This window comes from Pseudomonas sp. LBUM1679 (assembly GCF_059695565.1).
Window position 1 is genome coordinate 4,359,368 of sequence record NZ_CP166774.1, and the last position, 15,764, is coordinate 4,375,131.

Sequence of the window (15,764 nt, forward strand, 5' to 3'; positions counted from 1 at the left end):
ACAGAGACTCGGTTCACCCTTGCTTAAACTGTGTTTACGTTGACTCAATGGCATTGGGACATGCCCGAGGCCAGTTGCATCACCCGTTCCTGGGTCGCTTCGCTGCGGTCGAGGGTGCCCATCAGGTCGCCCTCGTGCATGACCATCACCCGATCGCTCATGCCGAGCACTTCCGGCAGCTCCGAGGAAATCATGATCACCGCCATGCCTTCGCTGGCCAGGTAGGAAATCAGCCGGTAGATCTCGGCCTTGGCGCCGACATCGATGCCGCGGGTCGGCTCGTCGAGAATCAGGATTCGCGGGTTGGTCATCAGCCAGCGCGCCAGCAAGGCCTTCTGCTGATTACCGCCGGACAGCGTGTCGATGCACTGCTCGAGCGACGGGGTTTTCACCCGCAGCTTCTTGCACATGTCTTCGCACAAGGCGCGCAGGGCTTTTTGCTGGATGAACCCGTGGCCGGCGTAGTGCGGCAGCACTGCCATTTCCATGTTTTCCAGGACCGACAGGCACGGGAACAGGCCGCTGAGCTTGCGATCCTCGGTCAACAGCGCGAAGCCCTTCTCGATGGCCATGTGCGGATCGGTAATGCGCACCATCTCGCCATCCAGGCGAATCTCGCCACCGTCGCTCGGGGTGATGCCGAAGAGCGCCTCGGCGACATTGGTCCGCCCCGAGCCCATCAACCCGGCGATGCCGAGAATCTCGCCGACATGCAGGTCGAAGGACACGTCCTTGAAAATGCCGTCGAGCTTCAGGTCGCGTACCGACAGCAACAGATCGCCGATCGGCGTCTCGCGCACCGGGAACAGCTGGCTCAGTTCGCGCCCGACCATCATCGAAATCAGGCTGTCGCCGTCCATGCTGTCGGCCCGCTGCAGGCCGATGTAGGCGCCGTCACGGAACACCGCCACTTCATCGGCGATGCTGAACACTTCGTTCATCTTGTGGGTGATGTAGATGATGCCTTTGCCCTGGCGCTTGAGGTCGGCAATGATCGAAAACAGGTGGGCGACTTCCTTGTCGGTAATGGCCGAGGTCGGTTCGTCCATGATCAGGATGTCCGAATCGTAGGACACTGCCTTGGCAATCTCGACCATCTGCCGTTCGGCGATGCTCAGGTTGCCGACCTGTTCTTGCGGGTCGAGGTTGATGCGCAGGCGTTCCAGCAGCTTCGCCGTGCAGCGGTGCATCTCGCGGTGGTCGATCATGTGCAGGCCATTGAGCTGTTCACGGCCGATCCAGATGTTCTCGGCGATGCTCATGTGCGGCATCAGGTTGAGTTCCTGGTGGATCATCGCGATCCCGGCCTGCAGCGCCGCCAGTGGCGTTTCGAACACCACCGGTTTGCCCCGCAGGCGCAGTTCGCCGGCATCCGGCTGGTAGATGCCGGCGATGATTTTCATCAGGGTGGATTTGCCGGCGCCATTTTCGCCCATCAGCGCCAGCACGGAACCGGGGCGGACCCGAAGCTGCACATCGGACAGGGCCACCACACCGGGAAAACCCTTGCTGACGTTGATGATCTCCAGCAGGTACGGCTCATCGACAGGTATTGCAGTTGGCTGGACACCCACCATCGGGGGGCTCGAAGCGGTCGCTGAAGCGAACATGATCAGGTACTCCATCAGCAAGGTCGCAGTAGCCACCTTGCGTGCTTATTGTTGTTATTGAACGGACGGACTATTTGAACTGGTCAACGTTTTGCGGCGTGATCAGGCGATAGGGAACCCACACGGCTTGTTCAACCGGTTCGTTCCTGGCCATTTTCACCGCGGTGTCGATCGAACCGTCTGCCTGGCCTTTGGCGTCCTGGAACACCGAGACGGCCAGGGAGCCCTTCTTCACCGCATTCAAACCGTCGGGCGTCCCGTCGACACCGGCGATCAGCACGCTGCCCTTGTCCACACCGGCCTGTTGCAGGGCCATCGCGGCACCAATGGCCATCTCGTCGTTGTTGGAGACAATCGCGTCGAACTTGCGGCCCTGGGTCAGCCAGTCGTTGACCAGGGTCATGCCTTTATCCCGCAGCCAGATACCGGTCTGCTCTTGCTCGATCTTGATCTGCGGGTATTTGGCCAGCACCTCTTTGACGACCTTGGTGCGGTTGGTGGTGGAGTTGTTCGCGAGGTCGCCCAGCAGAATCACGATGTCGCCCTTGCCGCCCATCTTGTCGGCCAGGTACTGCATCTGCATTTCACCGGCTTCCCTATCATTGGAGGAGACGGTCACCACGCCTTTGGGCAGGTTCAGGTCATCGGGACGGCGGTTGACGTAGACCAGCGGGATGCCGGCCTTGACGGCGGCTTCAGTGATTTTGCGGGTGGCGGCGGTATCCACCGGGTTGACCACGATGGCATCGACCTTCTGGCTGATGAAGCTTTCCACCTGGCTCAGTTGCTTGACCACGTCGCTGCGGGCATCTTCGAACTGCAGCTGGACGCCGTCGGGATAGGACTTGGCTTTCTGGTCCATGGATTCGCGCAGGTAGGTCAGCCAGGTGTCATCGAACTGCGACATGCTGACGCCGATCTTCATATCGGCGAGCGCAGCACCGCTGGCGAACATCAGGGACAGGGCAAGTGAGGCGAAACGGATCCTGGTCTTCATGAAAAGTCTTTCTCCACATTCTTGTTGGTTTTATGGATAAGGCGTGACGAACTCAGTGAACGGGCAAGCGGACAATGGGTGCACCAGGAATACAGCAGACCAGGGCGCCGTTGCGTTCGACGCAAAGCAAGCGAAAGAAGGAATGAAACAAGACGCGAGGCAGGTCGCGAGAGAGGTGTCGTGCGGAACGTAGGACATGCAGTGCAGCGTTGAAGGTTTTCATCGACGGTACCTGGCTTTTGTTTCTTGTTTTTGGTGCGTCCCTCACCGTTCAAGGCCTGCTTGAGCGAGATCGGACGTTGATAGTCGGCAACCTGGAAATGACTTTATTGGAAATTAATTTCCATATCAACTCATTTTAGAATTTTTCTATGATTTTATTCCATGGCGCTCGAACGGGCTCAATGCCACCACTTGCTGGCGTTCGGCACTCAGGCGCGCGGCGTCTAGCACGCGGGTCGTCGCCAGTGCATCACGGGCGTCCACGGGCAGTGGGCCACCGCTCTGTAACGCGGTTTGCAGCTGTAAATAGAACTGATTCCAGCAGCCTCGCTCGGAGGGCACCCGCTCGCGCACCTCGCCCTGCTCGAACCAGCCCCAGCGGCGATGCTCTTCCACGCCCCAGCGTTCGCCTTCGGACCTGGGTGTGAGCCCGGCGAGCGACGATGCCTCCTGCCCGTCCAGACCGTCGACGCTGTAGCACCCCTGGGTGCCGGTCACCCGAAAGCGCGGCCCCGGCGTGTTTTGCCGGCAACTGCCGCCCAGGTGCGAGGTCACGCCACTGGCGTGGGTCAGGGCCATAAAGAAGCCATCGTCGAAGGCCTGGTCCGGTTCCAGATAATCGAGTTCGGCATAGACCCGCTGCACCGGGCCGAATAACAGCAGCGCCTGATCCACCAGATGGCTGCCCAGATCGCGCAGGAAACCGCCGCCGCTGCCGTTGTTCACCGACTGCGGCGAGTATCGTTCGATCCGCGATTCGAAACGGCTGACCTGCCCCAGCGCGCCGGACTCGATGAGTTTGCGCACGGTGAGGAAGTCCGAGTCCCAGCGCCGGTTCTGATAGACGCTGAGCCGCACGCCCTGGCGCTCGGCCATGGTGATCAGGGTTTGCGCCTGCTGCGCATCGGCGGCGAACGGCTTGTCGCTGACCACCGCCACGCCGTGTTCGATACCGTCGAGCACCAGCGCCGGACGCCCCTTGAGCGGCGTCGACACCACCAGCACATCGATCCCGGCTTCCACCAGTTGGCCGATGCTGTCGAAGGCCGGCACGCCCGGATGCTCGGCCGCCAGCAACTGTCGGCGCTCCGGTGAGCGGGTAACCACCCCGACGAACGTCGCCGCCGGCAAACTGCTGATCAACGGAGCATGAAAAAACCGGCCGCCATGGCCGTAACCGACAAGTCCGATACGCATGAAAAAAACTCCTTATAGAATGCGAACCCTGTGGGAACGAGCTTGCTCGCGATGGCGGCCTGACAGTCACATAGATGTTGAATGTGCCACCGTCATCGCGAGCAAGCTCGCTCCCACAGGTTTTGTGTACGCCGGTCAACCGCAGAGTTCGCGGGTCACGCGCTCGAGCATCATCCGGTTGGACTCGTCCGGCCGGTCTTCCCAGGCGAACACCGAGACCGTGGCGATGCCATCGAACTGGATTTCGCGCAAGGTGGCGAAGAACGCATCCCAATTCACCTCCCCCTGCCCGATGTCCAGATGCTGGTGCACAGTGGCAACGACACCCGGCGGATTGACGATGTAGCGCAACCCCGAAGAAGCCTTGTGGTTGTAGGTGTCGGCGATGATCAGGTGGCTCAGCCTGGAGCCTGCGTACTTGAGCATCGAGGCGATATCACCGACGCCGTCATCGTAGAAAAACGTGTGCGGCGCGGCGTAGAGGTAGTTGATCCAGTCGCGATTCAGCCCGCGAATAATGTCCACCGACTCATTGTTGCGCTCGCAGAAATCATACGGATGCGCCTGGATATCGAGCTTGACGCCTTCGCGTTCGAACTCCGGGATCAGTTCGTCCATGGAGCGCATGAACTGGTTTTCGCACACCAGCGGGTTGTCCGACTGCCCGGTGAACTCGGTGTTGACCAGTTCGCAATCCATCTCCACGGCAATCTGGATGGCGCGCTTCCAGTTGCGTACCGCCGCCACGCGCAGACCTTCGTCGGCAGCGGCCCAGTGGTACATCGGTAATAAGGAAGAGAGCTTGACGCCGGTGTCGCTCAGGGCCTTGCGAAATTCCTTGATCCGCGCCTTGTCGACCCGCGGGGCTTTGTAAAACGGCAGGAAATCTTCACGGGGCGAGAGTTCGATGTGTTCGTAACCGAGCTCGGCCACCTTGTCGACCATCTTGCCCAGGGACAGGGTGCGGTACATGTAGGGGTCTAGTGCGATGCGCATTTTTGTTGTTCTCCTTCACCAGAGATCGACACCGTCCCCTGTAGGAGCTGGCTTGCCAGCGAAGGCGTCTTCATGGGCGCTGCAAGGCTTGAGGCCGCCTTCGCTGGCAAGCCAGCTCCTACAGGGGATCGGGTTAGCCGTAGAAGTGGGGGCGGTCCGGGAGGCCGACTTTGACGATCTGGCCGCTGTTTTGGGCTTCGATGCAGGCATCTGCCGCCACTGCCGCCGCGAAGCCATCCCACGCCGAAGGCCCACCCACCTGCCCGGCCCGCACACCATCGATAAAGGCCTGCAGCTCGACGTCATAGGCGGCGATGAAGCGGTCCTTCCAGTCCATCAGAATCGCGTTGGACAGCTTCGCGCCACTGCGCAATTGCACCTGCGACGGCTCCGGCAGTTTGGCGATGCCGGTCTCCCCCACCACTTCGCACTGGATGTCGTAGCCGTACTGGCAATTGACGAACACTTCGACGTCGATGCGCGTGCCCTTGGCGGTTTCCAGCAGGACGATCTGCGGGTCTTTCAAATGCGCCAGGGCTTTGCTGGTCTTGCGCGGGAACACCACCTGCACCCACACGTAGTCATCGTCGAGCAACCAGCGCAGCACATCCAGTTCGTGGATCAGCGTGTCGGTGATCGCCATGTCGGTCTTGTAGTTCTCACCCACGGTCGGGTTGCGGTGCGCGCAGTGCAGCATCAGCGGTTCGCCGATCTGGCCGCTGTCGATCACCGCTTTGAGTGCCCGATAGCCTTCGTCGTACGGCCGCATGAAACCGACCTGCACCAGACGCTTGCCGTGGGCCACTTCGGCTTCGACTATCTTGCGGCAGCCTTCGGCGGTGACGGCCAGGGGCTTCTCGCAGAACACCGGTTTACCCGCCGCAATCGCCGCCAGCACGAACTCTTCGTGACTCGGGCCCCAGGAGGTGACGAGGATCGCTTCGACGTCCGGCGCGTTGATCAGCGCATGGCCGTCGGGATAGACCTCGGCGGTCAGTTTCAGATCGGAAACGACCTTGGCTGCTTGCTGCAAATTGATATCGGTCACCGCCACCACCTGGCTATTGAGCAAGGTCTGGCTGCAACGACGAATGTGGTCCTGGCCGATAGCCCCGGTGCCGATGACGCCGACCCGCAGTGAATTAGAAAGCAAAGACATGAAGACTCTCCTGTGAAGACGTGTTGTTGGTTTCAGGGGCAATCAGTACTGACGGGCCTTGGCCAGTCGTTCGTTGAGGGTCTTGGCCACCGCATCGGTGCGCGCACTCGTGGAAACTTGCGCCACACCGACCCGCCACCAGGACAGGTATTTGTGAATCATCGTCTTGGGCAGAACCTTGATATCGATCAGCGTCGAGACCGTCTGCAACCGCGCATCCGCCAACGCCGCTTGCAGTTCTTCAACGGTGTTCACCTTGTAAGTCTTGCAGCCATAAGCCGCCGCGCTCATGGCGAAGTCCACCGGCACGAAACCGCCGTCGAGCTTGCCGGTTTCCGGGTTGCGAAATCGGAACTCGGTGCCGAAGCTGTCCATGCCGTGTTCCATCTGCAGGTTGTTGATGCAGCCGAAGGTCATGTTGTCCAACAGCACCACGTTGATCTTGCGCCGCTCCTGGATCGAGGTCGCCAGCTCCGAATGCAGCATCATGTAGGAACCATCACCCACCAGCGCATAGACCTCGCGCTGCGGTTCGGCGAGCTTCACACCCAAAGCGGCGTTGACCTCGTAGCCCATGCAGGAATAGCCGTACTCGACGTGGTAGGTGTTCACGCCCTTGCTGCGCCAGCTGCGCTGCAAGTCACCGGGCAGGCTGCCGGCGGCGGCGACGATCACCGCGTCGTCGGCCAGGGTTTCATTGAGCACGCCGAGCACACGGCTCTGGGTCAGGCAGGAGCCGGTCAGTTCGATGAATTCGCGCAGCACCGCCGGGTCCAGGTGGTCATTGATTTCCGGGACGAAGTCCTTGGACTGGTATTCCACCTGATAAATGCGGTCGACTTCCTCGTCCAATTGAATCTTGGCCTGACGGGGTTGATCGCCCCAGCTCGAGCGGTAATCGCCCAGTGCTTCGGCCAGTGCCTGCAAACCGGTTTTGGCATCTGCCAGCAGCTGCACGCCGTCGAGTTTCAGGGCATCGCAGGGGCTGATATTGAGATTGAGAAATTGCACCTGCGGATGCTGGAACAAGGACTTCGACGCTGTGGTGAAATCGCTGTAGCGGGTGCCGACCCCGATGATCAGATCAGCGTCCCTGGCCAGCAGGTTCGCGGCCAGGCAGCCAGTTTCGCCGATGCCGCCGACGTTCAGCGGATGGCTGGACACCACCGCGCTCTTGCCGGCCTGGGTTTCGGCAAAGGGAATATCGAAGCGTTCGGCAAACGCCTGCAAGGCCGCATTGGCCCCGGAGTACTTGACCCCGCCGCCGCAGATGATCAGCGGTTTGCGCTTGCCTTTGAACAACGCCAGCGCATCACCGAGCATCGCTTCAGTGGCCGGACGACGCTCGATGCGGTGCACGCGTTTTTGCAGGAAGTAATCCGGGTAGTCGTAGGCCTCGGCTTGCACGTCCTGCGGCAAGGCCAGGGTCACCGCGCCGGTTTCGGCGGGGTCGGTGAGCACGCGCATGGCGTGGATCGCTGCGCTCATCAACTGCTCGGGACGGTTGATCCGGTCCCAGTATTTGCTCACGGCCTTGAACGCGTCGTTGGTGCTGATGCTCAGGTCGTGGAACTGCTCGATCTGTTGCAACACCGGGTCCGGCTGGCGGCAGGCGTAGACGTCACCAGGCAACAGCAGCAAGGGAATGCGGTTGGCCGTTGCCGTCGCGGCAGCGGTCAGCATGTTCGCCGCGCCGGGGCCGACCGATGAGGAACACGCGTAGATCTTGCGCCGAAGATTTTGCTTGGCGAAACCGATAGCGGCATGGGCCATGCCTTGCTCGTTGCGGCCCTGATGGACGATCAGGTCGCCGCTGTCCTGTTCCAGGGCTTGCCCCAGGCCGAGCACATTGCCGTGACCGAAAATGGTAAAGATCCCGGCAACGAATTTGCTCTGGACCCCGTCGACCTCGATGTACTGGTTATCGAGGAATTTCACCAGGGCCTGGGCCATGGTCAGTCTTGTTGTGGTCATGCTTGCACCTTTTTGTGAATGCAATCCGATCCCTGTGGGAGCGGGCTTGCCCGCGATAGCGATCTTCCTGACACATCAATGTTGAATGTGCTGCCGTCATCGCGGGCAAGCCCGCTCCCACAGGGTTTTGCGTCAACCTTGAGTTTTTTGCAGGTGATCCATGCTTGCGCCAATCGCCTGCTCGATATCCGCCAACCCATGCACGCTGTCGGCAAACGGCTCGAACGACAGGTAGCCGCTGTACCCGCTGCTCAGCAAGGTGTCGATCTGCGCCGCGTTACCGAGAATGTCACCCTCGCCCACCAGCACCCGGTGGCCGTCGCGGATGCTCGCCAGCGGCGCCTCGGCATCTTCGACCCCTGAGATGTGCACCAGCCCGGTCAGTTCGGGGAAAAACTCATGTTCGCTGGCCAGGTGATGGTGAAAGGTGTCATGCACCAGCCGGAACACATCCAGCCCGCCGATGGCCTTGATCGCGTCCACCGCCGTGCGTTTGCGGCGCAGCGAGCACTCTTCGAAACCCAGTGGCTCGATGAAACCGAGAATCCCGTGATCACGCAGGATCGGCGCCAGCTGACTCAATGCGGTGCGCAGGCCTGAAGCGCGCTCGGCTTCGTTGCGTGGGTCGGCGCGGTCGTTCAATGGGCACATGACCAAGCCCTGTGCGCCGCAATCACGGGCATAAGCGGCCAGCTTCAAGGCTTGCGCCCGGCGCTCGTCGTTCCAGACATCAAACGGATACAGCGCATTGATCGACAGCACGCTGATGCCTTTGGCCGCGCACAACTCGCGCACGCGCTCGGGTGCGGTGCCGTCTTCGATTTCGACGCCTTTGAGGTCGTTACGGATCTCGATGGCGTCGGCCTTGAGGGTCACCGCCAGCTCGATGAACGCCGGCAGGGACAAACGTGGGGCGACCATACGGTTCAGGGCGAAACGCAGGGGTTTGCTCATTATTGTTGTTCTCCGCACAAGTGAATTATTTGGCTGTCGGCATGCTGAATTCAGGGCCCTTGGCGATGCTGTCGGGCCAGCGCTGCATCACGCTTTTGTAGCGGCTGTAGAAGCGGATACCTTCTTCGCCGTAGGCGTGGTGGTCGCCAAACAGCGAGCGTTTCCAGCCACCGAACGAGTGCCAGGCCATTGGTACCGGAATCGGTACGTTGATACCGACCATGCCGACCTTGATGGTGCGAGCGAAGGCTCGGGCGATGCCGCCGTCGCTGGTGAAGCAGGACACACCGTTGCCGAACTCGTGAGCGTTGATCAAAGCAACGGCGCTGGCGAAGTCAGGGACGCGGACGATGCCCAGCACCGGACCGAAGATTTCCTGCTGGTAGATGCTCATCTCGGTCGTGACCTTATCGAACAGGGTTGCGCCAACGAAGAAGCCATTCTCGGCCCCCGGCACCTTGAACCCACGACCGTCGACAATCAGCTGCGCGCCCTGGGCCACGCCTTCACCGATAAATCCTTCGACCTTGGCCTTGTGCTCGGCGGTCACCAGGGGCCCCATGTCGCTGTCGTCCTGCATGCCGTTGCCGATCTTCAGTTGATCAATGCGCGGCAACAGTCTGGCAATCAGTTGGTCGCCAACATCGCCCACCGCCACCGCAATCGAGATCGCCATGCAGCGTTCGCCGGCCGAGCCGTACGCCGCGCCGATCAGCGCATCGGCGGCCTGATCCAGATCGGCATCGGGCATCACGATCATGTGATTCTTCGCCCCGCCCAACGCCTGCACGCGCTTGCCGCGGGAGGTGGCCTGCTGGTGGATGTACTCGGCAATCGGCGTCGAACCGACAAAGGAAATCGCCTCGATGTCCGGGTGTTGCAGCAAGGCGTCGACCGCCGCCTTGTCGCCCTGGACCACGTTGAACACACCGTCCGGCAAACCGGCTTCAGTCAGCAGCCGCGCCATCAGCAAACTGGCGGACGGATCGCGCTCGGACGGCTTGAGGATGAAGCAGTTACCGGTGACCAGCGCGAGCGGGATCATCCACAGCGGCACCATCACCGGAAAATTGAACGGGGTGACGCCGGCGCAAACACCCAAGGGCTGACGCAGGTTCCAGTTGTCGATGCCACCGCCGATGTTGTCGCTGAACTCGGTCTTCAGCAGGTTCGGCGCACCGCAGGCGTATTCGACGATCTCGATGCCGCGGGTGACTTCGCCCTTGGCGTCGGAAAACACCTTGCCGTGTTCGCGGCTGATGATTTCTGCCAGTTCGTCATGATGGCGGTCGAGCAGTTCCTTGAACTTGAACATCACCCGCGAACGGCGCAGGGACGATTGCTCGGACCAGGCCGGGAACGCCTTGAGTGCCGATGCGACAGCCTCGTCCACGGTCTTCTCGCTGGCCAGCCCGACGCGTGCCTGCACACTGCCAGTGGCCGGGTTGAAGACATTGCTGAATCGTTCACTGCCGTTGTCTTGCACCTGACCGTCAATGTAATGGCCGATTACCGGGGCGTCGCTCATCGTTATTGTTCTCCGTGTGGAAGTAGACATTCAGAGATCCAACAGCCAGCTGTGCTGCGGATCGTTATGGAACTGCCAGACGCGTTTCGGCCCGGCCATCACGTTCAGGTAATACGACTCGTAGCCGTAGGGCACGCTGACCGGGTGATAGCCCTTGGGCACGACCACCAAATCGCTGTTCTCCACGGCCATGGCCTGATCGATGCTGCGGTCGTCGGTGTACACCCGCTGGAACACAAAGCCCTGGGGCGGGTTGATCTGGTGGTAATAGGTTTCTTCGAGAAAGCTCTGGTGCGGCAGGTCATCGGTGTCATGTTTGTGCGGCGGATAGCTCGACGAATGCCCCGACGGCGTGCGCACTTCCACCACCAGCAGCGAATGGGCGGGTTCGGTGTCCGGCAGGATGTCGCAGACGTAGCGCGTGTTGGCGCCCTTGCCGCGCACACTGCGCTTCATGGTGTCGGGTGTGATCAGGCGTGGGCCGTGGGTCTCGGTGGTCGAACCAGGCGCCGCGCACACGGCGATTTGCACATCACTCAGGGCGACCACCTGGGCCTGGCTGCCGGGCGGCAAGTAGGCGGCGAACGGAGACTTGTCTTCAAACACCGACTGCCGATCGCCAATGTTGTCCCAGTCGAACGCGCCCTGCCCCGGCGCTTCGCCCTTGATGCTGACGCGACCGCTGAGCAGCACCAGGCACAGTTCCTTATCACCGGCCGAGACCGGCAGGGTTTCGCCCAGCCTCAAGCGGTAGGCCGCGAAGCCGACGTATTCCAGCTCACCTTTGCCCAGTTCGACCATGGTCCGGCCACTGGCATTGCTCTTGACCAGCAGGCTCATCGCGCAATCCTCTCGTCGAGCAACGCACGCAGGGTGTCGTAGCCTTTCTTGGCGTAGACATAACTTGGCGCGACTGCCGGATCCTGCTCGGCTTCGACCACCAGCCAGCCGTGGTAATCGGCGGCCAGCAGTACGTCGAGCAAGGCGCCGAAGTCGATATCACCATCGCCGGGCACGGTGAAGGTGCCGTTGATGATGCAGTCGGGGAAGCTCCACAGGTCGTTGCGCGCCAGTTGCACCACCGGCTTGCGCACGTCCTTGAAGTGCACGTGACAGATGCGTTCGATGTGTTTGCGCAGCACGTGCAAGGGTTCGCCGCCACCCATGTAGCAATGGCCCGAGTCGAACAGCAGGCCGACTTCGCTGCCGGTCAGCGCCATCAGTTTGTTGATGTCCGCCGGGGATTCGACGTAGGCGCCCATGTGGTGGTGATAGGCCAGGCGCACGCCCTGGGACAGGGTGAAACGTGCCAGTTCGGTGAGTTTGTCGGCGTACGCCTGCCACGCCTGCTCGGTGTGGAACCGCGGACGCTCCACCAGTGGAATGCGCTGGCCTTGGATGGAGTCGGCGACTTCACCATAAACCAGCACTGTGGCGCCGTTCTTCGCCAGCAACTCGACATGGCTGGCGATGGCGTCGATTTCCTCGGCCACCGAACGCCGGGCCAGGCGACTGGAGTACCAGCCGGACACCAGCGCCAGGTCATACGGGCGCAGCACATCGCCAACGCCTTTGGCGTCCTTGGGGAACTTGCCGTTGAGTTCGAAACCTTCGTAACCGATGTCCTTGCCTTCGCTCAAAGCGGTGCTCAGCGGCGTCTCGCCACCGAGGGCCGGCAGGTCGTCGTTGCTCCAGGAGATCGGGTTGATGCCAATTCGGATAGCGGGCATGGCTGCACCTTTTATTGTTTTACACAAATCAGTAGGAACGACAAAAAACCCTGTGGGAGCGGGCTTGCCCGCGATGACGGCAGCACATTCAACATTGATGTGTCAGGTAGATCGCTATCGCGGGCAAGCCCGCTCCCACAGGGGTTGGGGTGTCGCGTCAAGCGCGGGCTTTGCGCCAGGCATCGATCAGTTCGACAAACGTCCCCTGCACCTGGCAAATCAGCGTCTCATCATCGATTTCCCCGGCCAGCCACGCACGGCTCGGTTCCTGAAAAATCGTCCGACCCACGGCAAACCCGCGGCAGGTCTGGCTCTGGCTGGCCTGTTGAAAGCCTTCGGCCAACGCCGCTGCCGGTGCATTCAAGCCCAGCAGCACCACGCCACGGCAGTACGGATCCCGTTCTTGAATCAGTTCGTCGAGTTGTTTCCACTCCTTGGCGCTTTGCGCTTCGATCTTCCACCACGCCGGGTAGATGCCCAGGTTGTAGAGGCGTTTCAGTGCGCGATACAGCACGTCCGGGTGCTTTGAGGGATGATCCTTGGGCGGGACGATTTCCAGCAGCAGTTCGTGGCCGCTGACCTGGGACGCCTGATACAAACCCATGAGCTGCGCTTCCTGTTCCAGGCGCAGCATCGGCTCGTCGTCCGGGTGGAATTGCACCAGGCACTTGATGATCTGCTCCTGCGGCCAGGCAATCAGGTTGGTGCCGATGGAGCGCCCGTGTTCGAACGCCAACGGCCGCGACCCTTGCACCTCCACCGGCCGCGCCACCCACCAGCCGCGACCGGTGGCGGCGTTCAGCGAGTCCTGGCCGAAGCGTTGATCGGCCAGCAGCCCGACATCGGCGTCGATGCCTTGCCCGCGCAGATCGGCTTCGACCCGCTCCACGGCCTGGATGAACAGTTGTTTGAGCTCGCTGATGGCGTTGAGGTCGCGACCGCCCTTGTGGGCCAGTTCCACCAGTTGCCAGCGATGGTCGAAGGCAAAGATGAACAATTGCTTCCACTGTTTGCGCGGCACACTGACCTGATGCAGGCGTTGCAGGGTGACGTCCTGATCCGGCCGGGTAATCGGCACCGGGCTGTTGAACAGGTAATCGAGTTCGGCCCGGGTCGGCATCGCCGGGGCGCAGGCATGGCGCGACACCACCAGGCCGCCGCAGGCATTGGCCAACTGGCAGCAACGCTCATCGCTGGCGTCCTCCAGCCAACCGCTGAGGAAGCCCGACATGAACGCATCGCCGGCGCCCAGCACGTTGAGCACTTCCACGCGCACCCCGGGATAAATCGCACCGTCTTCCAGACGTGCCGGGATCTCGCCGTGAATCACTGTGCAGCCCTGCGGGCCCAGCTTGACCACCAGGGTCGCCGCGCTCAGCCGCCGGACGTTGCGCAGCGCGGTGAGTAAATCCTCGGCGCCGCCGGCAATCAGGAATTCTTCTTCAGTGCCGACGATCAGGTCGAAACGCGGGAGGATCTTCTGCACATGCTGGCTGACGTTCTGGTCGGCGACGAAACGGGTCTCACCGTCCGCCTTGCCGGCCAGGCCCCAGAGTACCGGGCGATAGTCGATGTCCAGCACGCGTTTGACGTGGTGTTTTTCGGCGTAGTCCAGGGCCTGGATGCTCGCCTTGTACACGGCGTCGGTGGAGAAATGGGTGCCGGTGATCAGCAAGGCTTTGCTGGAAGCGATGAAGGCTTCGCTGATGTCTTCGGCCCGCAGTGCCATGTCGGCGCAGTTCTCGCGATAGAACACCAAAGGGAAGGTCTCGCGGTCCTTGAGGCCCAGCAGCACCATGGCGGTCAGGCGTTCCGGATCGACCTTGATGCCGCTGACATCACAGCCTTCACGGGTCAGTGATTCCACGAGGAAGCGGCCCATGTGGTCGTCCCCTACCCGGCTCAGCATCGCCGACCTGAGCCCCAACCGGGCGGTGCCGAACGCGATGTTGGCGGACGAGCCGCCGAGGTACTTGGCGAAGCTTGAAACATCTTCCAGTCGCGCCCCGACTTGCTGCGCATAGAGGTCGACGCCAAGGCGCCCGAGGCAAATCAGATCCAATTGACGCCCACTGGCAAAACGAGTCTGGCCCATGCTGGCTCCTGTTATTTTTATCAGCCTGCGTCCGGGGCGATGACCGCGCCGAACACTCTTGGTGGGTGCAGACTAAAACGTCCGGGGCCAAACAATCAATAATTATTCCAAATATTTTTTACGTGGAATATTTTTTCCAATAAACTCTGGTACAAGCGTTCCAGGCACGGTGCATCGTTTCAGCAAGCCCCTACCGACGGCAAGCTCAAGATTTTACTCGGGCCTACCCTGTAGACTGCGCACAGCCAACCTATTGTCAGGGGATGACCTGATAAGTCATCTCTATAAGAACAAGCCAGAAGGATTTCCTATGTCCCGCACCGATCAGCCGGTCACGACCGAGAGCACGCCCGTGAGCGATCCTGGCCCCCCGATCAATGCCGAGCGCCTGCTGGCGCTGATCACCGAGGAATACGAGAGCCTGCCGCGCCAGCTCAAGCGCATCGCCAGCTACATGAGCCAGCAGAGCGACCGGATCATGGTCGACCGCATCAGCGACATCGCCCGGGAATGCGAAGTGCATCCATCGGCGATCGTGCGGTTCTCCCAGCGCTTCGGCTTCAGTGGGTTCAGCGAGATGCAGGCGCTGTTTCGCGAGGCCTATACCCACAAGACCACGCCGGTGCAGAACTACCAGCAGCGCATCCGCAGCATGATCGCCAACAAGTCGCAGAAGGCCAGCGGCGGCGACCTCGCGCGCGAGTGCATCAACGCGACGCTGTCGGGCATCGAACGCCTCGGGCTGGAACTCGATGACCAGGCCTTCGACAAGGCCGTGGACCTGGTGGTGAACGCCGACAACATCTACGTGGTCGGGGTGCGCCGCTCCTTCGCGGTGGCCGATTACCTGGTCTACAACCTGCAGCACACCAACAAGCGCATCCATCTGGTCTCCGGGCTTGGCGGCAGCTACCGCGAGCAGATGCGCAGCGTGCGCGCCAATGACCTGGTGATCGCCATCAGCTTCACGCCCTACGGCAAAGAAACCCAGCACTGCCTGCGCATCGCCCAGCACCATCAGGCGAAAACCCTGATCATCACCGATAGCAACCTCTCGCCCCTGGCCAAGCGCGCCAACACCGTGCTGCTGGTCAATGAGGGCAGCTCGTTTGCCTTCCGCTCATTGAGTGCGACGTTGTGCCTGTGCCAGGCGTTGTTCATCGCCGTGGCGTACCGACTGGAATTGAAGGTCGATGAGATTCACGAGCAGGTGGGTTTCGAGGATTAGCGCGAAGACGGTTGCAGCGCGCTGAACCTCAGCTAAGGTTGTCCATCCCGAAATGGCCATCGAAGGAGAGGTTC

Annotated in this window: 12 protein-coding genes; 1 reads left to right on the top strand and 11 read right to left on the bottom strand. The window is 61.3% G+C overall.

Going from position 1 to position 15,764, the window contains the following annotated elements:
• Nucleotides 1-44: 44 nt before the first annotated feature.
• The 11 genes from ACA062_RS19805 to ACA062_RS19855 form a co-directional block, all read right to left on the bottom strand.
• Entirely contained in the window at nt 45-1,610 is a 1,566-nt protein-coding gene (locus ACA062_RS19805) for a sugar ABC transporter ATP-binding protein (protein ID WP_497452612.1), read from the bottom strand.
• A gap of 70 nt (nt 1,611-1,680) precedes the next feature.
• Nucleotides 1,681-2,607, bottom strand: a complete 927-nt coding sequence (locus tag ACA062_RS19810) for a sugar ABC transporter substrate-binding protein (RefSeq protein ID WP_497452613.1) — start codon at nt 2,605-2,607, stop codon at nt 1,681-1,683.
• 369 nt (nt 2,608-2,976) lie between these two features.
• Nucleotides 2,977-4,026 (bottom strand): Gfo/Idh/MocA family protein, encoded by a 1,050-nt coding sequence (locus ACA062_RS19815; protein ID WP_497452614.1) that lies wholly within the window; start codon nt 4,024-4,026, stop codon nt 2,977-2,979.
• Nucleotides 4,027-4,161: 135 nt separating this feature from the next.
• On the bottom strand, nt 4,162-5,022 hold the full coding sequence (locus ACA062_RS19820) for a sugar phosphate isomerase/epimerase family protein (RefSeq protein ID WP_497452615.1): 861 nt from the start codon (nt 5,020-5,022) through the stop codon (nt 4,162-4,164).
• A 133-nt stretch (nt 5,023-5,155) separates the two neighbouring features.
• On the bottom strand, nt 5,156-6,181 hold the full coding sequence (iolG, locus tag ACA062_RS19825; RefSeq protein ID WP_497452616.1) for a bifunctional inositol 2-dehydrogenase/D-chiro-inositol 1-dehydrogenase: 1,026 nt from the start codon (nt 6,179-6,181) through the stop codon (nt 5,156-5,158).
• 42 nt (nt 6,182-6,223) lie between these two features.
• On the bottom strand, nt 6,224-8,155 hold the full coding sequence (iolD, locus tag ACA062_RS19830; protein WP_497452617.1) for a 3D-(3,5/4)-trihydroxycyclohexane-1,2-dione acylhydrolase (decyclizing): 1,932 nt from the start codon (nt 8,153-8,155) through the stop codon (nt 6,224-6,226).
• Between the two features lie 132 nt (nt 8,156-8,287).
• Nucleotides 8,288-9,109, bottom strand: coding sequence for a TIM barrel protein (locus ACA062_RS19835; protein WP_497452618.1), 822 nt, complete (start codon nt 9,107-9,109; stop codon nt 8,288-8,290).
• Between the two features lie 25 nt (nt 9,110-9,134).
• Nucleotides 9,135-10,637, bottom strand: a complete 1,503-nt coding sequence (locus ACA062_RS19840) for a CoA-acylating methylmalonate-semialdehyde dehydrogenase (RefSeq protein ID WP_497452619.1) — start codon at nt 10,635-10,637, stop codon at nt 9,135-9,137.
• Nucleotides 10,638-10,667: 30 nt separating this feature from the next.
• Entirely contained in the window at nt 10,668-11,477 is an 810-nt protein-coding gene (iolB, locus tag ACA062_RS19845) for a 5-deoxy-glucuronate isomerase (RefSeq protein WP_497452620.1), read from the bottom strand.
• The gene (iolE, locus tag ACA062_RS19850) at nt 11,474-12,367 is read right to left on the bottom strand and encodes a myo-inosose-2 dehydratase (protein WP_497452621.1); all 894 of its coding nucleotides are present in this window, start codon (nt 12,365-12,367) and stop codon (nt 11,474-11,476) included. The genes iolB and iolE overlap by 4 nt, the downstream gene beginning before the upstream one ends.
• A gap of 157 nt (nt 12,368-12,524) precedes the next feature.
• Nucleotides 12,525-14,462, bottom strand: a complete 1,938-nt coding sequence (locus ACA062_RS19855) for a bifunctional 5-dehydro-2-deoxygluconokinase/5-dehydro-2-deoxyphosphogluconate aldolase (RefSeq protein ID WP_497452622.1) — start codon at nt 14,460-14,462, stop codon at nt 12,525-12,527.
• Nucleotides 14,463-14,772: 310 nt separating this feature from the next.
• Between ACA062_RS19855 and ACA062_RS19860 the strand changes: the two genes are divergently transcribed.
• Nucleotides 14,773-15,690, top strand: coding sequence for a MurR/RpiR family transcriptional regulator (locus ACA062_RS19860; RefSeq protein WP_497452623.1), 918 nt, complete (start codon nt 14,773-14,775; stop codon nt 15,688-15,690).
• Nucleotides 15,691-15,764: the final 74 nt, after the last annotated feature.